Genomic DNA, 22,850 nt, shown 5'->3' on the forward strand with positions numbered 1-22,850 from the left:
GGGGACAGGGCTATCAGTCCTGCCAGGATTTCACCAGTTCGTCATAGCTCACGGTGACCGGTTCGGGCTTTTCGTTGTCGAGCGCCGGCTTGGGCGCGCCCGGCTGCGAAAGCCAGTAGTCGGCGTCGCGCTTTTCGTTGAGCTTGGGCCCCAGATCGCCCTGGATACCGGCGCGTTCAAGCCGTGCGAGCACGTCTTCCTGCGCCTCGCACAGCGAGGTCAGCGCCGCCTTGGCGGTCTTGGCGCCCGAGGACGCATCGCCGATGTTCTGCCACCACAACTGCGCCAGCTTGGGATAGTCGGGCACGTTGGTGCCAGTATCCGACCAGCGCACGCGCGCCGGCGAGCGGTAGAACTCGACCAGGCCGCCCAGTTTCGGGGCGCGCTCGGTGAAGCTTTGGTGGTTGATCGAGGACTCGCGGATGAAGGTCAGCCCGAAATGCGATTTCTCGACGTCCACGGTCTTGGAGGTCACGAATTGCGCATAGAGCCACGCCGCCTTGGCGCGGTCCACCGGGGTGGATTTCATCAGCGTCCACGACCCCACGTCCTGGTAGCCGACCTTCATGCCCTCTTCCCAGTAGGCGCCATGCGGGCTGGGGGCCATGCGCCACTTGGGCGTGCCGTCGTCGTTCATGACCGGCAGGCCTTCTTTGACCATGTCGGCGGTGAAGGCGGTGTACCAGAACATCTGCTGGGCGATGTTGCCCTGCGCGGGCACCGGTCCGGCCTCGGAGAAAGTCATGCCCGACGCCGCGGGGGGCGTGAAGTTTTCCAGCCAGTACTTGTACTTGTCGATGGCGTAGACCGCCGCCGGCGAGTTGGTGGCGCCGCCGCGCGAGACGCAAGAGCCGGTCGGCTGCGAGTTCTCGTTGACGCGGATGCCCCATTCATCGACCGGCAGGCCGTTGGGCTCGCCCTTGTCGCCCATGCCGGCCATCGACATCCAGGCGTCAGTGAAGCGCCAGCCGAGGCTGGGGTCTTTCTTGCCGTAGTCCATGTTGCCATAGACTTCCTTGCCGTCGATGGTGCGGCCGGTGAAGAACTCGGCGATGTCCTCGTAGGCCGACCAGTTGACCGGCACGCCCAGGTCGTAGCCGTATTCATCCTTGAATTCGGCCTGGATTTCCGGGTCGTTGAACCAGTCGTAGCGGAACCAGTAGAGGTTGGCGAACTGCTGGTCGGGCAACTGGTACATCTTGCCGTCGGGCGCGGTGGTGAACTGGGTGCCGATGAAGTCGTCGATGTCCAGCGTCGGGCTGGTCACGTCGGCCCCTTCGCCGGCCATCCAGTCGGTCAGGTTGCGCACCTGCTTGTAGCGCCAGTGGGTGCCGATCAGGTCGGCGTCGTTGACGTAGGCGTCGTAGATGTTCTGCCCCGACTGCATCTGGGTTTGCAGTTTCTCGATGACATCGCCCTCGCCGATCAGGTCGTGGGTGACCTCGATGCCGGTGATCGCGGTGAACGCGGGCGCCAGCACCTCGGCCTCGTACTTGTGCGTGGTGATGGTTTCCGACACGACGTTGATCTGCATGCCCTGATAGGGCTGGGCCGCATCGACGAGCCACTGCATTTCCGCTTCCTGTTCGGCGCGGGTGAGCGCGGAGCGCTCGATCTCGCTGTCGAGGAATTCGCGCGCCTCCTCCATGCCGGCGAAGGCCGGCCCGGCCCCGAGGGCAAGTGCAAGCCCCAGCGCCGTCGTTGATTTCATTGCAAGTCTCATGTTTTCCTCCCGTTTTGTAGGAACTTCGGTTTTTTTCAGTCGCGGCGGCCCGCCAGGATTGACGCCCACGGGCCGCCGCATCGTTGCTCGTCACACCCAGCGGAACACCGCCGCGGCGTAGACGAGGCAGACCAGCAGCGCCCAGGGCTGCGGCCCGACTTCCAGCCCCAACCAGATCAGGTTGATGAAGGCCGATCCCAGCAAGGTGATGAACAGGCGGTCGCCGCGGGTGGTGTCGATCCGCAGGATGCCGCGGCGCGGCGTTTCGGGATACTTGATACCGATCACGGTGAAGACCGCCAGCAGTGCCGCGGTGACGATGAAGAAGATCGCGGTCGGCGTGGTCCATGCCATCCAGGTCATGTTCAAACCCCTCCAGCTTTGTGTGTGTCATGGGCCGGCTTGCGTGCGTGCGGGTCACCGTCCGGCCCGGCCGTACGACGCGCAAGGCCGGAGATCCTCGGGTCAAGCCCGAGGATGACAGGGCCAAGCCCGAGGACGACGGGGCCAAGCCCGAGGACGACAGGGCCAAGCCCGAGGACGGGGTCAGCCCCGGGGGTGACGCGCACGCGGCCATGTCCGTCATCGTCCGGCTCGACCGGACGATCCCCGCGGACGGCGCCCTTGGCATCGGGCCCGGTGACGACGGGGACGGGAACCGGATGCCACCCTAGGGAATGGCGATATCGGACCACAGATCGCGCCACGCCGGATTGCCCTTTTCGACCAGTGCGACCTTCCAGGCGCGCCGCCAGCGTTTCAGCGCCTTTTCGCGCCGGATCGCTTCGAGAAACTCGGAATGGGTTTCGAGCCAGACGAGACGTGTCAGATTGTAACGGTCGGTAAAGCCCGGCAGGGCGTGGGTGCGATGCTGCCAGACGCGATGCCCGAGATTCCCGGTCATGCCTATATACAGCGTGCCGCGCGGCTTGTTCGTCACGATGTAAACGGCAGGCATTCGCATCATGTTCGTTGTCCGCCATAGCCATGGGCTGAGCGTCCCATCGACTGGTCCGCGAGGAGAACCTCGGGTCAAGCCCGAGGATGACGCGCGCGGGGCCGCGTCCGTCATCGTCCGGCTCGACCGGACGATCTCTACGCGCGGCGATCCTCGGGTCGGCCCCCAGGATGGCACGGGAGAGGTTAACAAACCGTTCCATCACACCCTCCCCAGGGCGAAGCCCTTGGCGATGTAGTTGCGGACGAAATAGATGACCAGGGCCCCCGGCACGATGGTCAGCACCCCGGCGGCGGCCAGCACGCCCCAGTCGAGGCCCGACGCGCTGACGGTGCGCGTCATGGTGGCCGCGATCGGCTTGGCCTCGGTTGCGGTCAGCGTGCGCGACAGCAGCAGTTCCACCCACGAGAACATGAAGCAGAAGAACGCCGCCACCCCGATGCCGCTGGCGATGAGGGGCATGAATATCTTGACGAAGAAACGCCAGAACCCGTAGCCGTCGATATAGGCGGTCTCGTCGATCTCGCGCGGCACGCCGCGCATGAACCCTTCGAGAATCCACACCGCCAGCGGCACGTTGAACAGCGTGTGCGCCAGCGCCACGGCGATGTGCGTGTCGAACAGCCCCACCGACGAATATAGCTGGAAGAACGGCAGCGCGAACACCGCCGGCGGCGCCATGCGGTTGGTCAGCAGCCAGAAGAACAGGTGCTTGTCGCCCAGGAACGTGTAGCGCGAGAACGCATAGGCCGCCGGCAACGCCACCGCCACCGAGATGACCGTGTTCATCGTCACGTAGATGATCGAGTTGACGTAGCCCATGTACCAGCTCGGGTCGGTCAGGATGGTGGCATAGTTGGCGAAGGTCAGATCGCGCGGCCACAGCGAGAAGGTGCTCAGGATCTCCTCGTTGGTCTTCAGGCTCATGTTCACCAGCCAGTAGATCGGCAGCATCAGGAACAGCAGGTAGAGCGCCATCACCACCGTGCGCCCGCGCACGCGGGGCAATACGGCGCGGCGCGCGCGGGCGCCGGAGCGGGGGGCGGTTGCGTCGGTCACTGGCCCACCTCCTCTTTGTCGAGATTGGTCATCACCGTGTAGAACACCCAGCTGATGGCGAGGATCACCAGGAAATACACGATCGAGAACGCCGCCGCGGGACCGAGGTCGAACTGCCCCAGCGCCATCTTCACCAGGTCGATCGACAGGAAGGTGGTGGCGTTGCCGGGCCCGCCGCCGGTGACGACGAAGGGTTCGGTGTAGATCTTGAAGCTGTCCATGAATCGCAGCAGGATCGCGATGGTCAGCACGCCGCGCATCTTGGGCAGTTCGATGTAGCGAAACACCTTCCAGCGGCTGGCCTGGTCGATCTTGGCGGCCTGGTAATAGGCATCGGGGATCGACTTGAGCCCGGCATAGGCCAGCAGCGCCACAAGCGACGTCCAGTGCCAGACATCCATCACCACCAGCGTCACCCAGGCATCGAGCGCGTCCTGCGTGTAGTTGTAATCCAGCCCCAGCGCATCCAGCGTGTAGCCCAGCAGCCCGATATCGACGCGGCCGAATATCTGCCAGATGGTGCCGACCACGTTCCACGGGATCAGCAGCGGCAGCGACATCGTCACCAGGCAGAAGGTAGCCCAGAACCCGCGCTTGGGCATGTTGAGCGCCACGAATATTCCCAGCGGCACCTGGATGGCCAGGATGATGCCGGTGAACAGCGCCTGGCGGGCCAGCGCGCTTTGCGCCCGGTCCGAACTCAGCGTCTCGCGGAACCAGCGGAACGGGTCTTCCAGCGGGTAGAACGCGCCGCCGAAGCTGTCCTGGATCGAGTAGTTGACCACGGTCATCAGCGGGATGATGGCGGAGAACGCCACCAGCACCAGCACCGGCAGGACCAAAAACCACGCCTTGTGATTGACTGTCTTGTGCATGTCTTTCGCTCCCCTCCCCGGGCGCGGCTCAGGCCGCCTGCCCCTCTATGCGCCAGTCGTCGACATAGACACCGACGGCGCCGGGATCGAATGTCGCGCGGCCCTCCCCGGCCGCGATCTCGGTGCCTTCGGGCACGATGGCGTTGATCTCGTTACCGAAGAAATCCATCCGCACGATCTTGTGCCGGCCGACGTCCTCGACGCGGGCCACCTTGACGCGCAACCCGTCATTGCCGGTGCCAAGGCGGGTGAATTCCGGGCGCACGCCGATCTGCACCCGCCCCGTGGGCTGGCCATAGCCGCGCCCCAGCGCGATCTCGGCGCCGTCGATATGGGCGGTGTCGTCCTTCACCGTGGCATCCAGCAGATTCATCCCCGGCGAGCCGATGAAATAGCCCACGAAGGTGTGCGCGGGGCGCTCGAACAGCTCTTGCGGGGTGCCGATCTGCACCACCCGGCCGTCGTGCATGACCACCACCTTGTCGGCGAAGGTCAACGCCTCGGTCTGGTCGTGGGTGACGTAGATCATGGTGTGGCCGAACTCGCGGTGCAGCGCCTTGAGCTGGGTGCGCAGTTCCCATTTCATGTGCGGGTCGATCACCGTGAGCGGTTCGTCGAACAGCAATGCGTTGACGTCCTCGCGCACCATGCCGCGGCCGAGGCTGATCTTTTGCTTGGCATCCGCCGTCAGCCCCCGCGCCTTGCGGTCGAGCGCGGCCTCCATGTCGATCATGCGGGCGATGGTCTGCACCCGCTCGGCGATGTAGGTCGCGTCGGCGCCGCGGTTGCGCAGCGGAAAGGCGAGGTTGTCGCGCACGCTCATGGTGTCGTAGACGACGGGAAACTGGAACACCTGGGCGATGTTGCGCGCCGCGGTCGGCGCGTCGGTCACGTCGCGGTCATTGAAGAGGATGCGCCCGCGCGAGGGCACCAGCAGCCCCGAGATGATGTTGAGCAGCGTGGACTTGCCGCAGCCCGAGGCGCCAAGCAGGGCGTAGGCCTCGCCGTCGGCCCAGACGTGGTTGAGTTCCTTGAGCGCCCAGTCCTCGTCGCGGGTGGGCTTGGGCAGGTAGGAATGCGCCAGGTTGTCGAGGGTGATCTTGGCCATTTCGGTTTCCTCCCTCAGGCGGCCTGCGCGTAGGCGGCGGGCGCGATCAGCGTGCCGTCCTCGGCAAAGACGTAGACATGCGCGGGGTCGAGGTAGACCGACAGCGGCTGACCCAGGGCGATGTCGCGCACCCCGTGGACGAGCCCGACCCAGCGCGCGCCGTGGTGGTCGAGGTGCACATAGGTTTCCGAGCCGGTGATCTCGGTCACCGCAACGCGGCCGGTGAACTCCATGCTGTCGCCGGGCTGCGGTTCGATCTCGAGATGGCTGGGGCGGAAGCCGGCGGTGTAGCGGCCATCTGCAAGCGCCGCCAGCGCCCCCAGCGCCGGGGCCGACTGGCCGTCGCCGAACAGCAGTCGGTCGCCTTGCTTGGCGATGTCGAGAAAGTTCATCGGCGGGTCGCTGAACACCCGCGCGGTGGTGGCGTCGACGGGCTGGCGGTAGACCTGCGGGGTGGGGCCGACCTGCGTCACGCGGCCTTGCCACAGCGTCGCCGTGTTGCCGCCCAGCAGCAGCGCCTCTTCGGGTTCGGTGGTGGCGTAGACGAAGATGCTGCCCGCCTCGGCGAAGATATTCGGGATCTCGGCGCGCAATTCCTCGCGCAGCTTGTAGTCGAGGTTGGCCAGCGGCTCGTCCAGCAGCACCAGGCCTGCGTCCTTGACCAGCGCGCGCGCCAGCGCGCAGCGCTGCTGCTGCCCGCCCGACAGCTCCAGCGGCTTGCGCTCCAGCATCGGCCCAAGCTGCATCAGGTCGGCGGTCTTGCGCACCGCGGCGTCGATCTCGGCGCGCGACTTGCCCAGCAGGCGCATCGGCGAGGCGATGTTCTCGTAGACGCTCATCGACGGGTAGTTGATGAACTGCTGGTAAACCATCGCGACGGCGCGGTCCTGCACGCGCATGCCGGTCACATCCGAGCCGTTCCAGATGATCCGGCCGCTGTCGGGCACGTCGAGTCCCGCCATCAGCCGCATCAGCGACGTCTTGCCGGCCTGCGTCGGCCCCAGCAGCACGTTCATGGTGCCGTTTTCAAGCGTCAGGTCGGTGGGGTGGATATGCACCTGCCCGCCAACCGTTCGCGTGACCCGTTCCAACGTGAGCGTCATGCGCGCCTCCCCCCTTGCGCGGGCGTCTGCGCCCGGCTGATGCCGTCGCCGTCGCCCGCGCGTTCGTGTGCGATCCACTCATCGAGCGCCGTGATCTGGCCTGCGTCAAGACGCAGGCCCAGCCGCGAGCGCCGCCAGACGACATCCGCGGCGGTGTGAACATACTCGTGCGCGATCAGCCAGCGCACTTCGGCTTCCGTCAGCGTCGCACCGAAGTCGCGGCCCATGTCGCCGGCAGTGCGCGCCTCGCCCAGGATCCCGGTCGCCTCGGTGCCGTAGGCGCGCACCAGGCGCCGGGCCCAGAAATCATCGAGAAACGGATAACGTGCGCGCAGATCGGCGATCAACGCCTCGACCCCGTCCAGGGCAAAATCGCCGCCCGGCAGCGGCACCCCGGCCGTCCATGGCGGCGCCACCGGCCCCAGCGCCTCGGCCACCTTGGCAAGCGCCGCCTCGGCCAGCCGCCGGTAGGTGGTGATCTTGCCGCCGAAGACGTTGAGCACCGGCGCACCGGCGCCGGTGTCGAGCGACAGGACGTAGTCACGCGTCGCCGCCGTGGCCGACTTGGCGCCGTCATCGTATAGCGGGCGGACGCCCGAGAAGCTCCAGACGATATCGTCGGGCGTCACCGGGTCGCGGAAATAGGCCGAGGCGAAATCGCACAGGTATTGCGCCTCTTGGGGCGTGCATTCGGGCGGCGTGTCGAGATCGTCATGTTCGGCGTCGGTGGTGCCGATCAGGGTGAAATCGGTCTCGTAGGGGATGGCGAAGATGATCCGCCCGTCGGAGCCCTGGAAAAAATAGCACTTGTCGTGATCGTAAAGCTTGCGGGTCACGATGTGGCTGCCGCGCACAAGGCGCACGCCTTCGCCGGAGTTCAGCCGCGCGGTGTTGCGGATCACCTCGCCGACCCACGGCCCGGCGGCGTTGACCAGCATGCGCGCCTCGACGGTGCGGGTCGCGCCAGTTTCGGTACATTCCATGCGCACGCGCCAGATGTCATCCGCGCGCTCGGCCGATACGACCCGGGTGCGCGGGTTGATGCGGGCGCCGCGGGCCTCGGCATCGCGGGCGTTGAGCACCACCAGGCGCGAATCCTCGACCCAGCAATCGGAATATTCGAATGCCTTGAGAAACCTGTCTTGCAACGGCGCGCCGGCGGGATCGCTGCGCAGATCGACCGCGCGGGTGCCGGGCAGAATGCGGCGCCCGCCGAGGTGATCGTAAAGGAACAGCCCCAGCCGGATGACCCAGGCCGGGCGGCGGCCCCTCATCCACGGCATGACGGTGTTCAGAAGCTTTGACGTGGGCGTGTCGCCCTCGAAGCGCATGCCGGGGTGGTAGGGCAAAACGAAGCGCATCGGCCAGGCGATATGCGGCATGGCGCGCAGCAGCACCTCGCGTTCCATCAGCGCCTCGCGCACGAGGCGGAACTCGAAGTATTCCAGGTAACGCAGCCCGCCGTGAAAGAGCTTGGTCGAAGACGATGACGTGGCCCAGCCGATATCGTTCATCTCGGCCAGCTCGACGCCGAGCCCGCGCCCGGCAGCATCGCGGGCGATCCCGAAGCCGTTGACCCCGCCGCCGATCACGAACAGATCGACCGGTCCCGTTTTTCGAGCTGCCGGCACTGGCTCCTCCCCATCACCGAAACTGTTCAATACGAAACAGAAAGCGCGCGTTCCGTCAACAAATAATGTTCGTTCTTGATCGGTTTTGGCAATTTGCGAAAGCAATCGCGGATCTATGGCGGGGTCTGCATCGCATCCTCGGTGCTGTGGATGTGGCTGGCGGAAGGATACAGGCCGGACAGATGGACATGATCGGCGCGGCGGTCTGCCTTGTGGGCGCGACGATCATCCTGACGGCGCCGCGCGGCGCCTGAGGGACGGGGCTTGAAGCTTCAGCTACTATGGTCGCTAGCTGTTCAATTCAGACGATTCGCGGAGTCTTCCCTTGCCGCATGACCATCAAGGTCATGCTCACATGGACCCGAAATCCGGTGGTCCGGGTGTTTCCGCCACGGCCCGGGCGAACACAGCCGCGCATATTGCATGACACCATGACACACAGCCCGACGCCTTGACGTGGGTTCTAGCCCAATCAACGGGTTTCCCGCCCATGGCCACTTCCGAATCGTTCGGTTTTTTCAAATAACCAAAGGAGATAGAGCCACGGGTGGGCGCGATGCTGCCCGGCAACGTCATCCTGCGCGCAGTTGACGACGGGGTGGAGACAAGCGCCATCGACCCGGTCGCATCCATGCAGGCAATCGACAATGCCGATCTGCACGCCGTCGCGGGCCAGGTGCGCGATATGCTGGCCAAGGCGGTGGATGCCATCTGACAGGCGACACCGCAGAACAGCGACGGCCGGCGAGGGTTTATATGATCAGGGATGGACCAGGTCGTGTCCCAGCGCCCGATCGAAGGGGTGAAGGCGGGGCGTGGACGGCGGCGAATTTCGCATATGCCGGAACCGGACCGCCTCATGGCTGATCGCCGGCCTCGGCTTCGAGCTTGCGGAAATGGCCGACCACGGCCTTGCGCGCGACGCCGATGTGATACTCCATCGCCGCGCGTATCGCCGCCTCGTCGCCTGTCTCAAGCGCCTCGATGATCAGGTAATGATTGCGCGCCACCCTGCCCGGTTCGTCGAACACCCGTTCGATCAACGCCGTGCATGCCTGGATTTCCGAAGCCAGATTGTCGAACACCGACAAGAAACGCCGGTTGCCGCTGGCGTCCACGATGGTCCGGTGAAACTGCAGGTCCACATCTATCTGGTAGATCAGATGGTTCTCGCTGGCCGAGGCAATCATGTCCTCTATCTGCGACACCAAGATCGGGATGATCGTGGCGGCGCGCCCCTCGCGTACCACGCGCGCGGCCGCTTCGCGCTCGATACAAAGCCGCAATTCGTAAAGCGAATCCAGATCTTCGGAATCGATCGTGCGCACGAAAAACCCACGGTTGGCTTTCGACACCAGTAAGCCCGCGCTTTCCAGCAGACGGCCGGCTTCGCGCACGGGCGCGCGGCTGACGCCCAATTCCCGGGCGATCACCGATTCCGCCACCCGGTCACCGGGCTTTAGGCGGCCCGACACAATCGCATCGGTCAGCATTTGCGCGACCCGCTGAGACAAGGCATCGCGCGCAAGAGGTCCGAACAACGGTTCATTTTCGCGCGTCATGATCAAACACTAGCGCTACAAGTGTCGTCTGTCGACAATTTTGCTTGACTTCGATCGTGTTCCCCGACGAGCCTAGGGCACGGGTGGCCCTGCGGCCCCCGGTCTAACACAACGCGCCAAAGATCGGAAAAACCGGCAGGCGTGACACGGAACGTTCCGGCGCTTTGGCCTGCCTGCCACATGCGGGCAGCCTGTGGCATCACCGGACAATTCCAATAGGGAGATACAAATGAAGAACCTCTTTACCGCATCCCTGCTGTCGCTTGGGCTGGCCTTTCCGGCCATGGCCCAGGATGCAGGCGGGCGCCTTGACATCGTTGTGCAGCCCGAACCGCCCAGCCTGATGCTGGGTCTGGTTCAGAACGGCCCCACACAGCTTGTCGCGGGCGACATCTATGAAAGCCTGCTGCGCTATGACACCGACCTGAACCCGCAGCCCTCGCTGGCCAAGTCATGGGAAATCTCCGATGACGGGATGACCTATACGTTCAACCTGCACGAAGGCGTGACATGGCACGATGGCGAGCCCTTCACCTCAGAGGACGTGGTGTTTTCGGTCGACACGTTCCTGCGGGAAACCCACGCCCGTCTGCGCGTCAGCCTGCAACATGTCGACACCATCACCGCCCCTGACGACCACACGGTCGTCTTCAAGATGAAGAATCCCTTCGGCCCCTTCATCGGCGTGTTCGAGGCCGGCACCATGCCGATGGTCCCCAAGCACATCTACGAGGGCACCGATTTCGCCAACAACCCGGCCAACAACACACCCATCGGCACCGGCCCCTTCAAGTTCAAGGAATGGCAGAAGGGCAGCTATATCCACCTGGTCAAGAACGAAGACTACTACCTGGATGGGCAGCCCTACCTGGACGAGGTGTACTATCGGGTGATCCCGGATGCCGCCTCGCGCGCAGTAGCCTTCGAGAACGGCGAGGTTGACGTTCTGCCCGGCGGCTCGGTCGAGAACTGGGACGTGAAACGCCTGACCGAAATGGACAACGTCTGTTCCACCGGCAAGGGCTGGGAATATTTCGCGCCGCACGCCATGGCGTGGATGAACAACCGCGAAGGCCCGACCGCCAACAAGAACTTCCGCAAGGCGGTCATGTACGCGATGGACCGTGAATTCGTCAGGGACGTGATCTGGAACGGCTTCGGCAAGGTCGCCACCAGCCCCGTGTCGTCCAAGACGAATTTCTACACCGACGACACGATCATGTACGATCAGGACGTCGAAAAGGCCAAGGAACTGCTGGCCGAAGCGGGATATGACGGAGAACCGGTGCGTATCCTGCCGCTGCCCTATGGCGAAACCTGGCAGCGCTGGGCCGAGGCGATGAAACAGAACCTCAAGGAGGTCGGCATCAACAGCGAAGTCGTTGCCACCGACGTGGCCGGCTGGAACCAGAAACAGGCCGAGTGGGACTTCGACATAGCCTTCACCTACCTCTATCAGTATGGCGATCCGGCGCTTGGTGTCGCACGCAGCTACCTGTCGTCCAACATCGCCAAGGGCAGCCCGTGGAACAACGTGGCAGGCTACGCCAACGAAGAGGTGGACGCCATGTTCGCCGAGGCCGCCGTCGCCCCGACGACCGAGGCGCGCCAGGAGATCTATACCGAGATCCAGAAGCAACTGGTCGACGACGTGCCGGTGGCGTGGTTGCTGGAGATCGAGTTCCCGACGATCTACCGCTGTGATGTGCAGGATCTTGTCACCACCGCCATCGGCGTGAATGACGGCCTGCGCGACGCATGGATCAAGCAGTAACAGGACTTGCAGGAACAACAGGATCGGCCCGAACAGGTTTCGGGCCGATCTGCCCCTGTCTTGCGTGATTTCATGGATCGAATCGTCAGGTTGCCCATATGACACTTGCTGCCGCCATTTTCGGGCGCGCCGCGAAGGCGGTGACCACGCTCTTGCTGATCGTCATCCTCAATTTCTTTCTGATCCACGCCGCCCCCGGCGACCCGGCCATGGTCATGGCGGGCGAGGCGGGCGCGGCGGACGAGCAATTCATCCAGCAACTGCGTGAACAATTCGGGCTGGATCAGCCGCTTTACGTCCAGTTCTGGAATTACGTCTCGGGCGTCGTGCAACTGGACCTGGGCTATTCCTACCGCCAGCAGATGCCAGTGCTTGACCTGATCCTCGATCGGCTGCCCGCCACCTTGCTGCTGACAATGACCGCCTTTGGCATGTCGCTGCTGCTGGGCATCGTCTTCGGGATGGCGGCCGCCGCGCGGCAGGGCAAATGGGGCGACACCGCGATCACCTCGATGGCACTGCTGTTTTATGCCACGCCGCTCTTTTGGGTGGCGCTGATGGCTGTTGTACTGTTTTCGGTCAAGCTGGGTTGGTTCCCGGCCTTCGGCTATGAAAGCGTCGGCGCGGAGTTCACCGGCCTGGACATGGTGCTGGACAGGCTGAAGCACCTGTTCCTGCCCGCGCTGACACTGGGGCTGTTCTTCATGGCGATCTACGTGCGCATGACGCGCTCTTCGGTACTGGAAGTCAGCCAGATGGATTTCGTCAAGACGGCCCGCGCCAAGGGCCTGGCCGAGGGCACGATCCGACGCCGCCATATCCTGCGCAACGCGCTCTTGCCGGTGGTGACACTGGCGGGCCTGCAGGCGGGGCAACTGGTGGGCGGGGCGGTGCTGACCGAGACCGTCTTTGCATGGCCCGGCATCGGGCGGCTCATGTTCGAAAGCCTGACCGCGCGGGATTACAACACGCTTCTGGGCGTGTTCCTTGTTTCGGCGGCGATGGTCATCGCGTTCAACATCATCACCGATATCGTTTATCGGCTGATCGATCCACGGATATGAGGAGGCGGGCATGATCGATTTCCTCAAACGCTTTTCGCGCAATCGCGGCGCCCTGATCGGGGCGCTGATCCTGATCACCGTGGTGTTGCTGGCGGTCTTTGCGCCGTTGATTTACCCCGACAGCCCATGGAAGATGGTGCAACGCCCCTTCCTGCCCCCTTTCAGCACCGAGGGGCTTCCGCTCGGCACCGATACCCTTGGCCGCGACGTGGCCGCGGGGCTGGTGTACGGCGCGCGGGTGTCTTTGATCGTGGGGCTGGTCTCGACGCTGGTGGCGCTGCTGATCGGGGTGCCGCTTGGCGCTTTCGCGGGGTTTTATGGCGGGCTGATCGACGACGGCGCCATGCGCTTTACCGAGTTCTTCCAGACCATCCCCAATTTCGCGCTCGCCATCGTGCTTGTCGCCATACTTGAGCCGACACTGCCCACCATCACCCTCGCCATCGCCATCGTCAGCTGGCCGCCCGTCGCCCGCCTTGTCCGGGCCGAGGTGCTGTCGCTGCGCAAGCGCGAATTCGTCGAAGCGGCGCGGCTGGCGGGGCTGTCGAATACGCGCATCCTGTTTGGCCATGTACTGCCGAATGCGATGTCACCGATCATCGTCATGGCCTCCCTGATGGTGGCTACGGCGATTCTGCTGGAAAGTTCGCTGTCGTTTCTGGGCCTTGGCGACCCCAATATCATGAGCTGGGGCTACATGATCGGCGCGGCGCGGACCGTGATCCGCTCGGCCTGGTGGCTCAGCTTCATTCCGGGCGTGGCGATCCTGCTGACGGTACTGGCGCTGAACCTCATCGGCGAGGGGTTGAACGATGCGCTCAACCCGCGCCTGGCCAGAAAGGGGCGCTGAGATATGGAACCCGTGCTTTCCATTCGGGATATGGCGATTTCCCTGCCTCCGGGGGCCGACCGGGATTTCGCCGTGCAGGATATCAGCTTCGATCTGAATGCCGGGGAAATCCTGTGTGTCGTGGGCGAGTCCGGTTCGGGCAAGTCGATGACCGCGAACGCGCTGATGGGGCTTCTGCCCGATCAGGTCGAGGTTGCGCGCGGCACCGCCCATTTCGAGGGGCGTGACATCATGGCCCTTCCCGAGAGCGAACGCCGCAAGCTGCGCGGCGACCGGATCGGCATGATCTTTCAGGAACCGATGACCGCGCTCAACCCCCTGATGCGCATCGGGGACCAGATCACCGAGGTGTTCGAGGCGCACAACCGCCACTCGCCGTCCGAGCGGCGCGAAAAGGCGCTGGCGCTCATCCGCGAGGTCGGCCTGCCCGATCCCGACAAGATCATCCGCGCCTATCCGTTCCAACTGTCCGGCGGGCAGCGGCAGCGCGCGATAATCGCCATGGCCCTGGCCCTTGATCCGGCCATCCTGATCGCGGACGAACCCACCACGGCGCTTGATGTCACGACGCAGGCGCAAATCCTCGATCTGATCAAGACGATCCAGCAACGCCACGGCATGGCGGTGATGTTCATCACCCATGATTTCGGCGTGGTGGCCGAGATCGCCGACCGCGTGATCGTCATGCGCTATGGCGAGATCGTCGAACACGGCACGGCCTCGGAGGTGCTGGAAAACCCACAGCACGCCTATACACGCGCCCTGCTCAAGGCGATCCCGACCGATTCCGTCCCGACCCCCGACCCGGTGACCGCGCCGCCGGTGTTGGAGGTGCGCAATCTGCGCAAGACCTTCGTCACCTCGGGCGGCTTCTTCAGACCCACCCGCAGCGTGACGGCGATCGACGGCGTGTCCTTCAGCATCGCGCGCGGCGAGGTTCTGGGCATCGTCGGCGAATCCGGTTCCGGCAAATCGACCGTGGGCCGCGCCATCGTGCGGCTGGTCGAGGCCGATAGCGGCGAGGTGATCCTTGACGGCCAGGACATGAACGCGCTTTCCGCCAGCGAGTTGCGCAGCGCGCGCCGAAGGGTTCAGATGATCTTTCAGGATCCCTACGCCTCGCTCAACCCGCGCAAGAAGATCCTGCACGCCCTTTCCGAAGGCCCCATCGTGCAGGGTGTTGCCAAGGATCGGGCCCATGCCCGCGCGCGCGAGTTGCTGGAAATCGTGGAACTGGACGCAGGCGCCGCCGAACGCTACCCGCATGAATTTTCCGGCGGCCAGCGCCAACGCATCGGCATTGCCCGCGCGCTGGCGATGGACCCCGACCTGATCATCGCGGACGAGGCGGTTTCGGCGCTCGATGTATCCATTCAGGCGCAGGTACTGAACCTGCTGCGAGACCTGCAAAAGCGCCTCAACCTGTCGCTGATGTTCATTACCCATGACATGCGCGTGGCCGCACAGCTTTGTGACCGGGTCGCGGTGATGCAACACGGCAAACTGGTCGAGATCGGCCCTGTGGCCGAGGTGTTTCTGTCCCCGAAGGCCGACTATACCCGAAGCCTGCTGGCCGCTGTCCCCGGTACCGATTGGCTGGAGGGCGCGGCGTGAACGACCTTTGGTCCCTGACCGCGACAGAGGTGGCCGATCTCGTTCGCCGCGGCGATGTCCGCGCCCGCGAGGTAACCGAAAGCACCCTGGCCCGCATCGACGCGGAAAACCCCGGTTGCAACGCCATCGTGGCGCGTTGCGACGACGCGGCTCTGGCCACGGCCGATGCGGTGGATCAGGCGCTGGCCCACGGCCTCGACCCCGGCCCGATGGCGGGCGTCCCCGTCACGATCAAGGCCAACACAGATCAGGCGGGACATGCCACAACCAACGGGTTGCGCCTGCAACGCGATCTGATCGCGACCGAGGACAGCCCCGTCGTTTCGAACCTGCGCCGTGCCGGCGCGGTGATCGTCGGGCGCACCAACACGCCGGCATTTTCGCTGCGCTGGTTCACCCGCAATTCACTGCACGGCCACACGACCAATCCGCGCGCGCCCGGTGTGACGCCCGGTGGCTCTTCCGGTGGGGCCGGTGCGGCAGTGGCGGCGGGCATGGGGCCGGTGGCCCAGGGCACCGATATCGCGGGCTCCATCCGGTACCCGGCCTACGCTTGCGGCATCCACGGCCTGCGCCCATCGCTTGGCCGCGTGCCGGCGTTCAACAGCTCCGGCCCCGACCGGCATATCGGCGCGCAATTGATGGCTGTCTCGGGGCCACTGGCCCGCTCGATCGCCGATTTGCGGCTGTCGCTTGCGGCGATGGCACAGCCGGACCTGCGTGACCCGTGGTACACGCCCGCGCCGATGCAGGGGCCCACCCTGCCCCGCCGTGCGGCGCTGTGTTTGTGCCCTGACGGGATGCGAGTGGCCGCGCCCGTCAAGGACGCGCTGCGCGGGGCGGCCAAACGGCTAAGCGACGCCGGCTGGCAGGTGGACGAGGTTGACACCCCACCCCTGCACGAGGCGATGCGCCTGCAATTGATCATGTGGTTGTCGGAAATGCGCCACAGTGCCGGGCAGGCCGTGCGCGACGAAGACGACCCGGACGCCACCGCGGTCTACACCTATCTGCAAGCGATCACGCCCGAAGCCGACCTGCACGCCGTCATGAACGCGCTGCAATCGCGTTCGCGCCTGATACGCGGGTGGCGCGCCTTCCTGTCGGATTATCCGGTCATGCTGTGCCCCGTTTCGGGCGAATTGCCGTTTGACGATCTGCGCGACGTGGTCAGCCAATCGGAGTTCGAGGCGATCGTCGCCGCGCAAGCACTGCAAATCGGCCTGCCCTTTCTCAACCTTCCGGGGCTGAGCGTGAGCACCGGCACGGCCCGCGGGCGCCCCGTCGGGGTGCAATTGGTCGCCAACCAATTCCGCGAGGATATCTTGCTGGACGCAGGCGCGCTGATTGCCGGGACAGTGCCGCCGACGTAATAGCCTTGGGTCAAGGCTGTCCAGGGAAACCGCCTGGTATCCATTCCGTTTTGTTGGCCTGCCTCGACAAGCAGCAGCCAGCGGGCGATCGGCCGCGAACGCGCGCCGGGCCGGTCTGTGGTCGGCGGCAGGACGCCATGATGCGCCCGCAGAGATGGGGGCTTTCAGCTATGGTTCATGGTTGAGCGACGTCATCGTCAGGAACCGCGCAAGTTCCTTTCAGGCCCGCCATTGCCCTCGGAAGGCGACCTTCCGAAACGCGCTCGGTAGTGCTGCGCAAAACGGCCCAAATGTGGAAATCCGCAGGAAACCGCCACATCGGTCACACGTTCCCGGCCCTGACGACGACGCAGTCTGTAATGTGCAGCATCGAGGCGGACCTTTTGCAAGTATTGCATCGGCGACAGATTGAACGCCTTGCGGAATCCAAGCTGAAGCGCCCGCGGGGTCACGCCGCTGTGTGCTGCGATCTCGTCCAGGCGAAGCGGGTCGGGATAGTGCGCATGCATGTAGTCGATCGCACGGTGCAGATCGCGCGAGAGCAAAGGCCGTTCACTGCGCCACAAGGCATGCGAGATATTGCTTTCGTGAAGACCAAGAAGGCCGACCGCCAGTTCCCGCTCGGTCCAGCTCTCCTGAAGGCCCGCCCCGGCGCACCAGAGTTCGCCGCGTTCCGCCCGCCGGGCAGCGGTTAGCACACAGCTACGCAACGCCCGTCCCTGCGGCCTGTCGAGATCCACGGCCGGCGCAAACCGCACGGGGCCGGGAAGTGGGCCGGCCAGGAGATCCTCCGCCACGCCTTCCAGGTAGGTCCGGTCAATTTGCAGAAGAAGTTTATCGCAGTTCCCGGACCAAACCATGCGGGTGCCACGGTCCGGATTGAGGATCGTGGCGATCTTGCGCGATGCCGATACCTCCTCGCCGCGGTGGGTCACGAACGCATGACCCTGTAGCGGAATCTGCAAGAGGTAGAAGCCGCCGAGTTGCCCGGGGTCGATCTCGACCTCTGCGCCGTAGCGCAGCGCGTTCAGCGAAATGTTCCGGCCACTGACATGATTGTGCCGAACCGCAAGCCGAGCGTCCCGGTGACGCAGGTTCAGCCTGTGATCACAAAAGGCACGCCCGACAACTGCGCGCGCCTCGCAAAGGCTTTCCGTCCGCAAGAGCGGGTGCGCCTGCAACAGATCCGTGTGCACGATGCGACCTTCCGTCATGCGGCGAGTCTACACAGCACCGAATTTACTTCAAGCTTGAAGAATTGGATTCGCAATCTGGATAACGCGGGGGCGAGGTTTGGTGGGACCATCGGCAACGCGCCGCGAAGGCGCCTGCCAAAAGGAGACAACGAACATGCAACAGGGAATCACCCCGGCCGCCGAGGGGCTGGACGCCACCAGCTGGAACGTCGTCGGCCATACCTACACGCCCAAGCTGCTCAGCCCGAATGCCTTTATCTGGCATGCGCACATCCCCGACGGCACCTTCGTGCCGCCTCATGTCCATCCGACGCAGGACGAATGGATCGTCATGCTGGAAGGAAACCTGGAGGTGGAATTCGGCAACGACGTGCACAAAGCCGGCCCCGGCGACACGATCCGCATGCCCATGGGCGTCGCGCACGGTATCTTCAACCGCTCCGGCGCCGACGCGACCTGTGTCTTCGGCGTCGCCCCGTCGCGCAAGCTGTACGAGCTGTTCACCAAACTGGACAACGTGACGGACCCCGAAGAGCTCGTCCGTATCTCGGCCGACCACGAAGTCGATTTCCTGCCGCCGCCGGATGCGGATTGAGGAGGCACCCATGGTCAAACGCAAGAAAGTCGCGGTCATTGGCGGCGGGGTCAGCGGGCTGGCTGCCGCCAAGGCATTCGACGAAAAGGGGCACCGTGTATGCGGGTTCGAGCGCAGCCACGATTTCGGCGGTGTGTGGGAGCTGTCACGCTCCTACCCCGGCGTGCAGACCCAGTCACCGAAAGAGCTCTATCGCTTCACCGATCACCCGATGCCCAAGGACTATCCGGAATGGCCCAAGGGGCCGCAGGTTCATGCCTATCTGCATTCCTATGCCGAAAAGCATGATCTTCGGCGGCTGTTTCGCCTGAATACCGAGGTCCTCTCCATGGATCGCCGATCAGACGGCGCGCCAGGCTGGACACTGACGCTGCGCGCGGGCGAAATCACCTGGCAGGAGGATTTCGACTTCGTCGCCGTATGCACCGGGCAGTTCTCGGAAAAGAACGTCATCAGCCATCCCGGGCAGGAGGCATTCGTCGCCGCCGGGGGGCAGGTCATGCACTCGTCGGATTACACCGACCCGGAACTGGCCAGGGACAAGCATGTCGTGGTGCTCGGGGCATCGAAATCGGGCACCGACATCGCCGTGAACGCGGCGCGAAACGGGGCGAAATCCGTTCACATCGTGTACCGCCAGAACGTCTGGCGCCTTCCCTATTTCGTGGGCGGCATCAACTTCAAGCGGCTGCTTTACATGCGCGCGCAGGAAATGCAGTTCAACGGCTGGGGCCGCGGCCCGGTCGCGCGCACGGTGGCCGCGGTGACGCGGCCGCTGGTCTGGGCCAATTTCCGGGGGCTGGAGACGCTTATCAAGCTTCAGCTTGGCCTCAAGAAGCACAACATGGTCCCCGATACCCCGATTGAACGGGAAGCGTCCTGCTCGCTGCCGATCGTCACGCCGGGTTTCTTCGAGTTCATGAACGAAGGAAAGATCACCCCGGTGATCGGCACCTTCGAAGCCTACGAGAAAGACGGCGTTCGCTTGACCACGGGGGAAAAAGTGCCCTGCGACATCGCCGTTCTGGCGGTCGGCTGGAAACTGGGCGTGCCGTACCTGCCGCAGGCCTACAGGGACAAGCTGATCGAGGCGGACGGCCAGTACAGGATCTACCGGCTTGCCATCAACCCGGACCTTCCGGACATGGGCTTTGTCGGCTTCAACTCCAGCTTCTGCACGGTGCTGTCGGCGGAACTGATGGCCAACTGGCTGGTGCGCTACATGGATGGTCAGCTCGCGCATCAACCGACCCGCGAGGAGATAGACCGCGATATCGAAGCCAACCTGGAATGGCGCCGCACCGAGCGCCCGGCGGCGCAGGTCTATGGGGGCCTGTGTTCGGCGCCGTTCCATTACCGGCATTTCGACGAACTGATGCGGGACATGGGCGCGCAGCAATGGAAACGTTCCAACCCGGTCGTCGAGATGTTCAGCTACCCTGACGCCACGGCATACGGACGGTTTCTTTCCACGGTGCCGGACTACCGGGCCGCATGACAGCCGCGCGGCAGCGGCCACCGGCTGCCGCGCGCATCCCTGCCGGCCCCGATCGGCGGTATTGGCTTGCGCGTCTCCGAAAAAGGGGCGTGACGGCGCCCCGGAAGAACCGGCACGGGAATGTCGCCGCCGACTGTACCGGTTGCGCGAAATCCGCCTTTCGCCCCCGTGTCCACGAACAGCGGGCGGATGATGGCGAACTCACGCCGATGCCTGCCCCGCCATGGCCAACCAGGTAGACGCCTATAGCAGGTCAGCGATTTCACGATTAGTATCAAAGCGAGCCAACCGAAAGGGGCCGCCATGAAAACCCGTCGTTTTTCCCTGATCAGTGCCGGGGCATTTGCCTTGTCGCTGTGTCTGCCATCCGCTGCATGGTCCGAAAGCCTCGCGCTTATCCTGACCAACAGAAGCTATGACGACTTTGGCCGGGCCTGGGGGGTGGCGGAAAGGCGTGCGCTGGTCGAGGTGTTCAATGACGCCGGCTTTCGCATACTCGGGGCACGCGACATGTCTGCGGCCGCGTTGCGCAAGGCCGCGGTCGAGGCGCAAGACGCGGCAGGGCGCGATGGAATCGACCGCGTCGCCATCGTTTTGTCAGGGCATTTCGTGGCCGGCGCGAACGATAGCTGGCTCCTGGGAACCGATGCCGCGGACGTCTCGGCAATCACGGCAGGGGCAGAGGGCCTGTCGGTTTCGGCCCTGTCGGGGCTTGCCAGCGGGCACCCGGGACAGGCGCTGGTCGTCCTGATACCATCCAGAGGCAACGACCTGCCCCTCGGTCCTGGTGTCAAGCCGGGGATCGACGACTTCGAGATACCGCAAGGGGTCACTTTCGCCTCGGGACCATCAGGCGCGGTTCAGAACTGGCTCGGGATGTCAATCCTGACCCCGGGTGTCAGCCTGTCCGATGCCGCGCAAAACGCACCGGATGGGATGCAGGTCATGGGGTTTCTCTCCGACGGGGTCAGCTTTGCCGGTGCAGCCGCCGCAGCCGATCCCGAGCAACCTGCCGCCGATGTTCCAAGGGCGCTGGCCGAGCTGTCTTTCTGGAACGCGGTCCGCGACATCGAAACCCGGGACGCTTTCGAGCGCTATCTGCAACGCTATCCCCAGGGCCTTTTTGCCGCTGACGCGCGCGCGCACATTGCCGATATCCGCGACGCCCCGCAGCAAAGGGCCAGGGCAAACGAGGCGGCACTGGATCTGGACCGCAACGCGCGGCGCGAGGTACAGCGGGATCTGTCGCTTCTTGGCTTCGATCCGCGCGGGATCGACGGCGTTTTCGGACCGGGATCAAGGGCCGCCATCCGTGCGCATCAGCGCAGTCTCGGTATGCCGGAAACAGGTTACCTGAGCGCCGAGCAGTTGCGAATACTGCGCCGGGATGCCGCCCGGCGCGCTGACGAGTTGGAGCGCGAGGCGCAAGAGCGCCGCGAGGCCGAAGAAGCGCGCGACCGCGCCTACTGGGACAGCACCGGGCGCGGTCGTGACGAGGCGGGGTTGCGTGCCTATCTCCAACGCTATCCCGACGGGCTGTTCGCGGATCTGGCCCAACAGCGTCTGAGCCGGATCGACGACGATCGCCACCGGGAAGCCGAGGCCGAGGAACGCAACGCCTGGGACCGTGCCCGTGCGCGCGATACCACAACTGCATACAGGCGGTTTCTGGACGGATTTCCGAACGGGACTTTTGCCGAAGCGGCGCGCGCGCGTCTGGCGCAGCTTGAGGCCGATGACGGCAACAAAAAGCAGATCGAGGCAGCGCGCACCGAAGAAGCACGGGTGGCCGGCAGTCAGGTTGCGCGGGTTTTGGTGGAACAACGGCTGAGCCAGATCGGGCTGGAACCCGGTATCGTGGATGGCAGTTTCGATGCGCGAACGCGTCGCGCGATCCGGCGGTTTCAAAAGGCCGCGAACCTGCCCGTGACCGGTTATGTCACGCAAGCGACAATGGTCAGGTTGCTGGCATCGGGTATTCTTCGCAGGAATTGAGGGGGAAGGTCAGGGGCGCGCTGAACTCAGTGAAAATCCCGGCTCGGAAACAGCTTCTTTGCCTGTTCCCTGGGGTGTCTGGCGGAGGGCCGGACGCTGCTGGCGCGCAGCGAGGTATCGGCCGTCCGACCAAGGGCGGAGAGCATCGGGGACAGATCCTCGATCCGATCGGCGATCAGGTGCATGACCTGGCCCTCGCGCTCGACCCGGCCGGTGACGCGCAGGAGCCGCCCGGCGATCACCGCCTTGCGGAAGGCCTCGTAGACCTTGCGCCAGACCACCACGTTGGACACGCCGGTTTCGTCCTCCAGCGTCAGAAAGATCACGCCGGAGGCCGTGCCAGGGCGCTGGCGGGTGATGACGAGGCCGGTGACGGTGATCCGCCCCTTCGCTTGCCCCAGCCGCTCGTTGGGCGTGCTTTCGGGCAGGCGTGGGCGCAGCAGCTCCAGCGGATGGGCGCGCAGGGAAAGGCGCAGGGACAGGTAATCCTCGATCATCTCCTGCCCGAGCGTCATGGCCGGCAGGGTGGCGTGCGGCTCGGTCCCGCCTTCGCCTTCGGCGCCGAACAGCGGCAACGGCCTGGGCGCGCGCAACGCGCGCGCAGCCCAGCACGCATCGCGGCGCGTGAGGCCGACGGTCGCGAAGGCATCCGCCTCGGCCAGCCGCTCCAGCGCATCAGGGTGAACCCCGGCCCGGCGCCAGAGGCCATCGACGTCCGCGTAGCCATTGCCGCGCGCGGCGGCGATCCAGGCGGCATCCTCCTCGCGCATGCCCTTGATCTGGCGAAAACCCAGGCGCAGGGCCAGCATGCCATCGGCGCGCGGCTCCAGCGTGCAGTCCCAGGCCGAGTGGTTCACCGAGACGGGGCGCAC

At 64.9% G+C, this 22,850-nt stretch carries 21 protein-coding genes and 1 pseudogene; 11 read left to right on the forward strand and 11 right to left on the reverse strand.

Going from position 1 to position 22,850, the window contains the following annotated elements:
* Positions 1–13: 13 nt before the first annotated feature.
* Positions 14–1,723 (reverse strand): ABC transporter substrate-binding protein, encoded by a 1,710-nt coding sequence (locus Q0L89_RS11920; RefSeq protein WP_296765350.1) that lies wholly within the window; start codon positions 1,721–1,723, stop codon positions 14–16.
* Positions 1,724–1,813: 90 nt separating this feature from the next.
* Positions 1,814–2,086 carry a DUF2160 domain-containing protein gene (locus tag Q0L89_RS11925; RefSeq protein WP_296765352.1) on the reverse strand — a complete coding sequence of 91 codons (273 nt, stop codon included), beginning with the start codon at positions 2,084–2,086 and terminating at the stop codon, positions 1,814–1,816.
* A gap of 29 nt (positions 2,087–2,115) precedes the next feature.
* Between Q0L89_RS11925 and Q0L89_RS11930 the strand changes: the two genes are divergently transcribed.
* Complete coding sequence (locus Q0L89_RS11930) at positions 2,116–2,397, forward strand: hypothetical protein (protein ID WP_296765355.1); 282 nt, start codon at positions 2,116–2,118, stop codon at positions 2,395–2,397.
* Here Q0L89_RS11930 and Q0L89_RS11935 read toward each other — a convergent pair.
* The 6 genes from Q0L89_RS11935 to glpD form a co-directional block, all read right to left on the reverse strand.
* Positions 2,394–2,690, reverse strand: coding sequence for a GIY-YIG nuclease family protein (locus Q0L89_RS11935; protein ID WP_366937908.1), 297 nt, complete (start codon positions 2,688–2,690; stop codon positions 2,394–2,396). The genes Q0L89_RS11930 and Q0L89_RS11935 overlap by 4 nt on opposite strands.
* A gap of 192 nt (positions 2,691–2,882) precedes the next feature.
* Positions 2,883–3,659: a carbohydrate ABC transporter permease gene (locus tag Q0L89_RS11940; protein ID WP_296765395.1), complete on the reverse strand. Its 777-nt coding sequence runs from the start codon at positions 3,657–3,659 to the stop codon at positions 2,883–2,885.
* A 77-nt stretch (positions 3,660–3,736) separates the two neighbouring features.
* Positions 3,737–4,615, reverse strand: coding sequence for a carbohydrate ABC transporter permease (locus Q0L89_RS11945; RefSeq protein ID WP_296765360.1), 879 nt, complete (start codon positions 4,613–4,615; stop codon positions 3,737–3,739).
* Positions 4,616–4,643: 28 nt separating this feature from the next.
* A complete protein-coding gene (locus tag Q0L89_RS11950) occupies positions 4,644–5,723 on the reverse strand; it encodes an ABC transporter ATP-binding protein (protein WP_296765362.1) in 1,080 nt (359 codons plus the stop codon).
* A 14-nt stretch (positions 5,724–5,737) separates the two neighbouring features.
* A complete protein-coding gene (locus Q0L89_RS11955; RefSeq protein WP_296765364.1) occupies positions 5,738–6,826 on the reverse strand; it encodes an ABC transporter ATP-binding protein in 1,089 nt (362 codons plus the stop codon).
* Entirely contained in the window at positions 6,823–8,457 is a 1,635-nt protein-coding gene (gene glpD, locus Q0L89_RS11960) for a glycerol-3-phosphate dehydrogenase (RefSeq protein WP_296765366.1), read from the reverse strand. Before glpD ends, Q0L89_RS11955 begins: the two co-directional genes overlap by 4 nt.
* A gap of 65 nt (positions 8,458–8,522) precedes the next feature.
* Between glpD and Q0L89_RS11965 the strand changes: the two genes are divergently transcribed.
* Entirely contained in the window at positions 8,523–8,711 is a 189-nt protein-coding gene (locus tag Q0L89_RS11965; RefSeq protein WP_296765398.1) for a hypothetical protein, read from the forward strand.
* A gap of 281 nt (positions 8,712–8,992) precedes the next feature.
* A pseudogene (locus Q0L89_RS11970) lies at positions 8,993–9,172 on the forward strand (hypothetical protein); the annotation flags it as partial.
* Positions 9,173–9,314: 142 nt separating this feature from the next.
* Here Q0L89_RS11970 and Q0L89_RS11975 read toward each other — a convergent pair.
* Complete coding sequence (locus tag Q0L89_RS11975) at positions 9,315–9,971, reverse strand: GntR family transcriptional regulator (protein WP_296765369.1); 657 nt, start codon at positions 9,969–9,971, stop codon at positions 9,315–9,317.
* A 277-nt stretch (positions 9,972–10,248) separates the two neighbouring features.
* On the opposite strand from Q0L89_RS11975, the gene Q0L89_RS11980 reads away from it, so the two are divergent.
* From Q0L89_RS11980 to Q0L89_RS12000, 5 genes are all read left to right on the forward strand, one after another.
* Entirely contained in the window at positions 10,249–11,793 is a 1,545-nt protein-coding gene (locus Q0L89_RS11980) for an ABC transporter substrate-binding protein (RefSeq protein WP_296765371.1), read from the forward strand.
* Positions 11,794–11,891: 98 nt separating this feature from the next.
* Positions 11,892–12,857, forward strand: a complete 966-nt coding sequence (locus Q0L89_RS11985; RefSeq protein ID WP_296765373.1) for an ABC transporter permease — start codon at positions 11,892–11,894, stop codon at positions 12,855–12,857.
* A gap of 10 nt (positions 12,858–12,867) precedes the next feature.
* Positions 12,868–13,707, forward strand: a complete 840-nt coding sequence (locus tag Q0L89_RS11990; RefSeq protein WP_296765375.1) for an ABC transporter permease — start codon at positions 12,868–12,870, stop codon at positions 13,705–13,707.
* A 3-nt stretch (positions 13,708–13,710) separates the two neighbouring features.
* Complete coding sequence (locus Q0L89_RS11995; protein WP_296765378.1) at positions 13,711–15,321, forward strand: ABC transporter ATP-binding protein; 1,611 nt, start codon at positions 13,711–13,713, stop codon at positions 15,319–15,321.
* Positions 15,318–16,694: an amidase family protein gene (locus tag Q0L89_RS12000; protein ID WP_296765380.1), complete on the forward strand. Its 1,377-nt coding sequence runs from the start codon at positions 15,318–15,320 to the stop codon at positions 16,692–16,694. Before Q0L89_RS11995 ends, Q0L89_RS12000 begins: the two co-directional genes overlap by 4 nt.
* A 197-nt stretch (positions 16,695–16,891) precedes the next feature.
* Here Q0L89_RS12000 and Q0L89_RS12005 read toward each other — a convergent pair whose 3' ends face one another.
* Positions 16,892–17,908, reverse strand: a complete 1,017-nt coding sequence (locus Q0L89_RS12005) for an AraC family transcriptional regulator (protein WP_296765383.1) — start codon at positions 17,906–17,908, stop codon at positions 16,892–16,894.
* 136 nt (positions 17,909–18,044) lie between these two features.
* On the opposite strand from Q0L89_RS12005, the gene Q0L89_RS12010 reads away from it, so the two are divergent.
* The 3 genes from Q0L89_RS12010 (at position 18,045) to Q0L89_RS12020 (ending at position 21,978) form a co-directional block, all read left to right on the forward strand.
* Positions 18,045–18,485 (forward strand): cupin domain-containing protein, encoded by a 441-nt coding sequence (locus Q0L89_RS12010; protein ID WP_296765386.1) that lies wholly within the window; start codon positions 18,045–18,047, stop codon positions 18,483–18,485.
* A 10-nt stretch (positions 18,486–18,495) separates the two neighbouring features.
* Positions 18,496–19,983: an NAD(P)/FAD-dependent oxidoreductase gene (locus tag Q0L89_RS12015; RefSeq protein ID WP_296765388.1), complete on the forward strand. Its 1,488-nt coding sequence runs from the start codon at positions 18,496–18,498 to the stop codon at positions 19,981–19,983.
* Between the two features lie 303 nt (positions 19,984–20,286).
* Positions 20,287–21,978: a peptidoglycan-binding domain-containing protein gene (locus Q0L89_RS12020; protein ID WP_296765391.1), complete on the forward strand. Its 1,692-nt coding sequence runs from the start codon at positions 20,287–20,289 to the stop codon at positions 21,976–21,978.
* 26 nt (positions 21,979–22,004) lie between these two features.
* Here Q0L89_RS12020 and Q0L89_RS12025 read toward each other — a convergent pair.
* On the reverse strand, positions 22,005–22,850 hold an 846-nt coding region (locus Q0L89_RS12025), incomplete at its 5' end, for an OB-fold nucleic acid binding domain-containing protein (RefSeq protein ID WP_296765393.1).

This window comes from Sediminimonas sp., assembly GCF_024637375.1.
In the GTDB taxonomy this organism is placed as follows: domain Bacteria; phylum Pseudomonadota; class Alphaproteobacteria; order Rhodobacterales; family Rhodobacteraceae; genus Sediminimonas.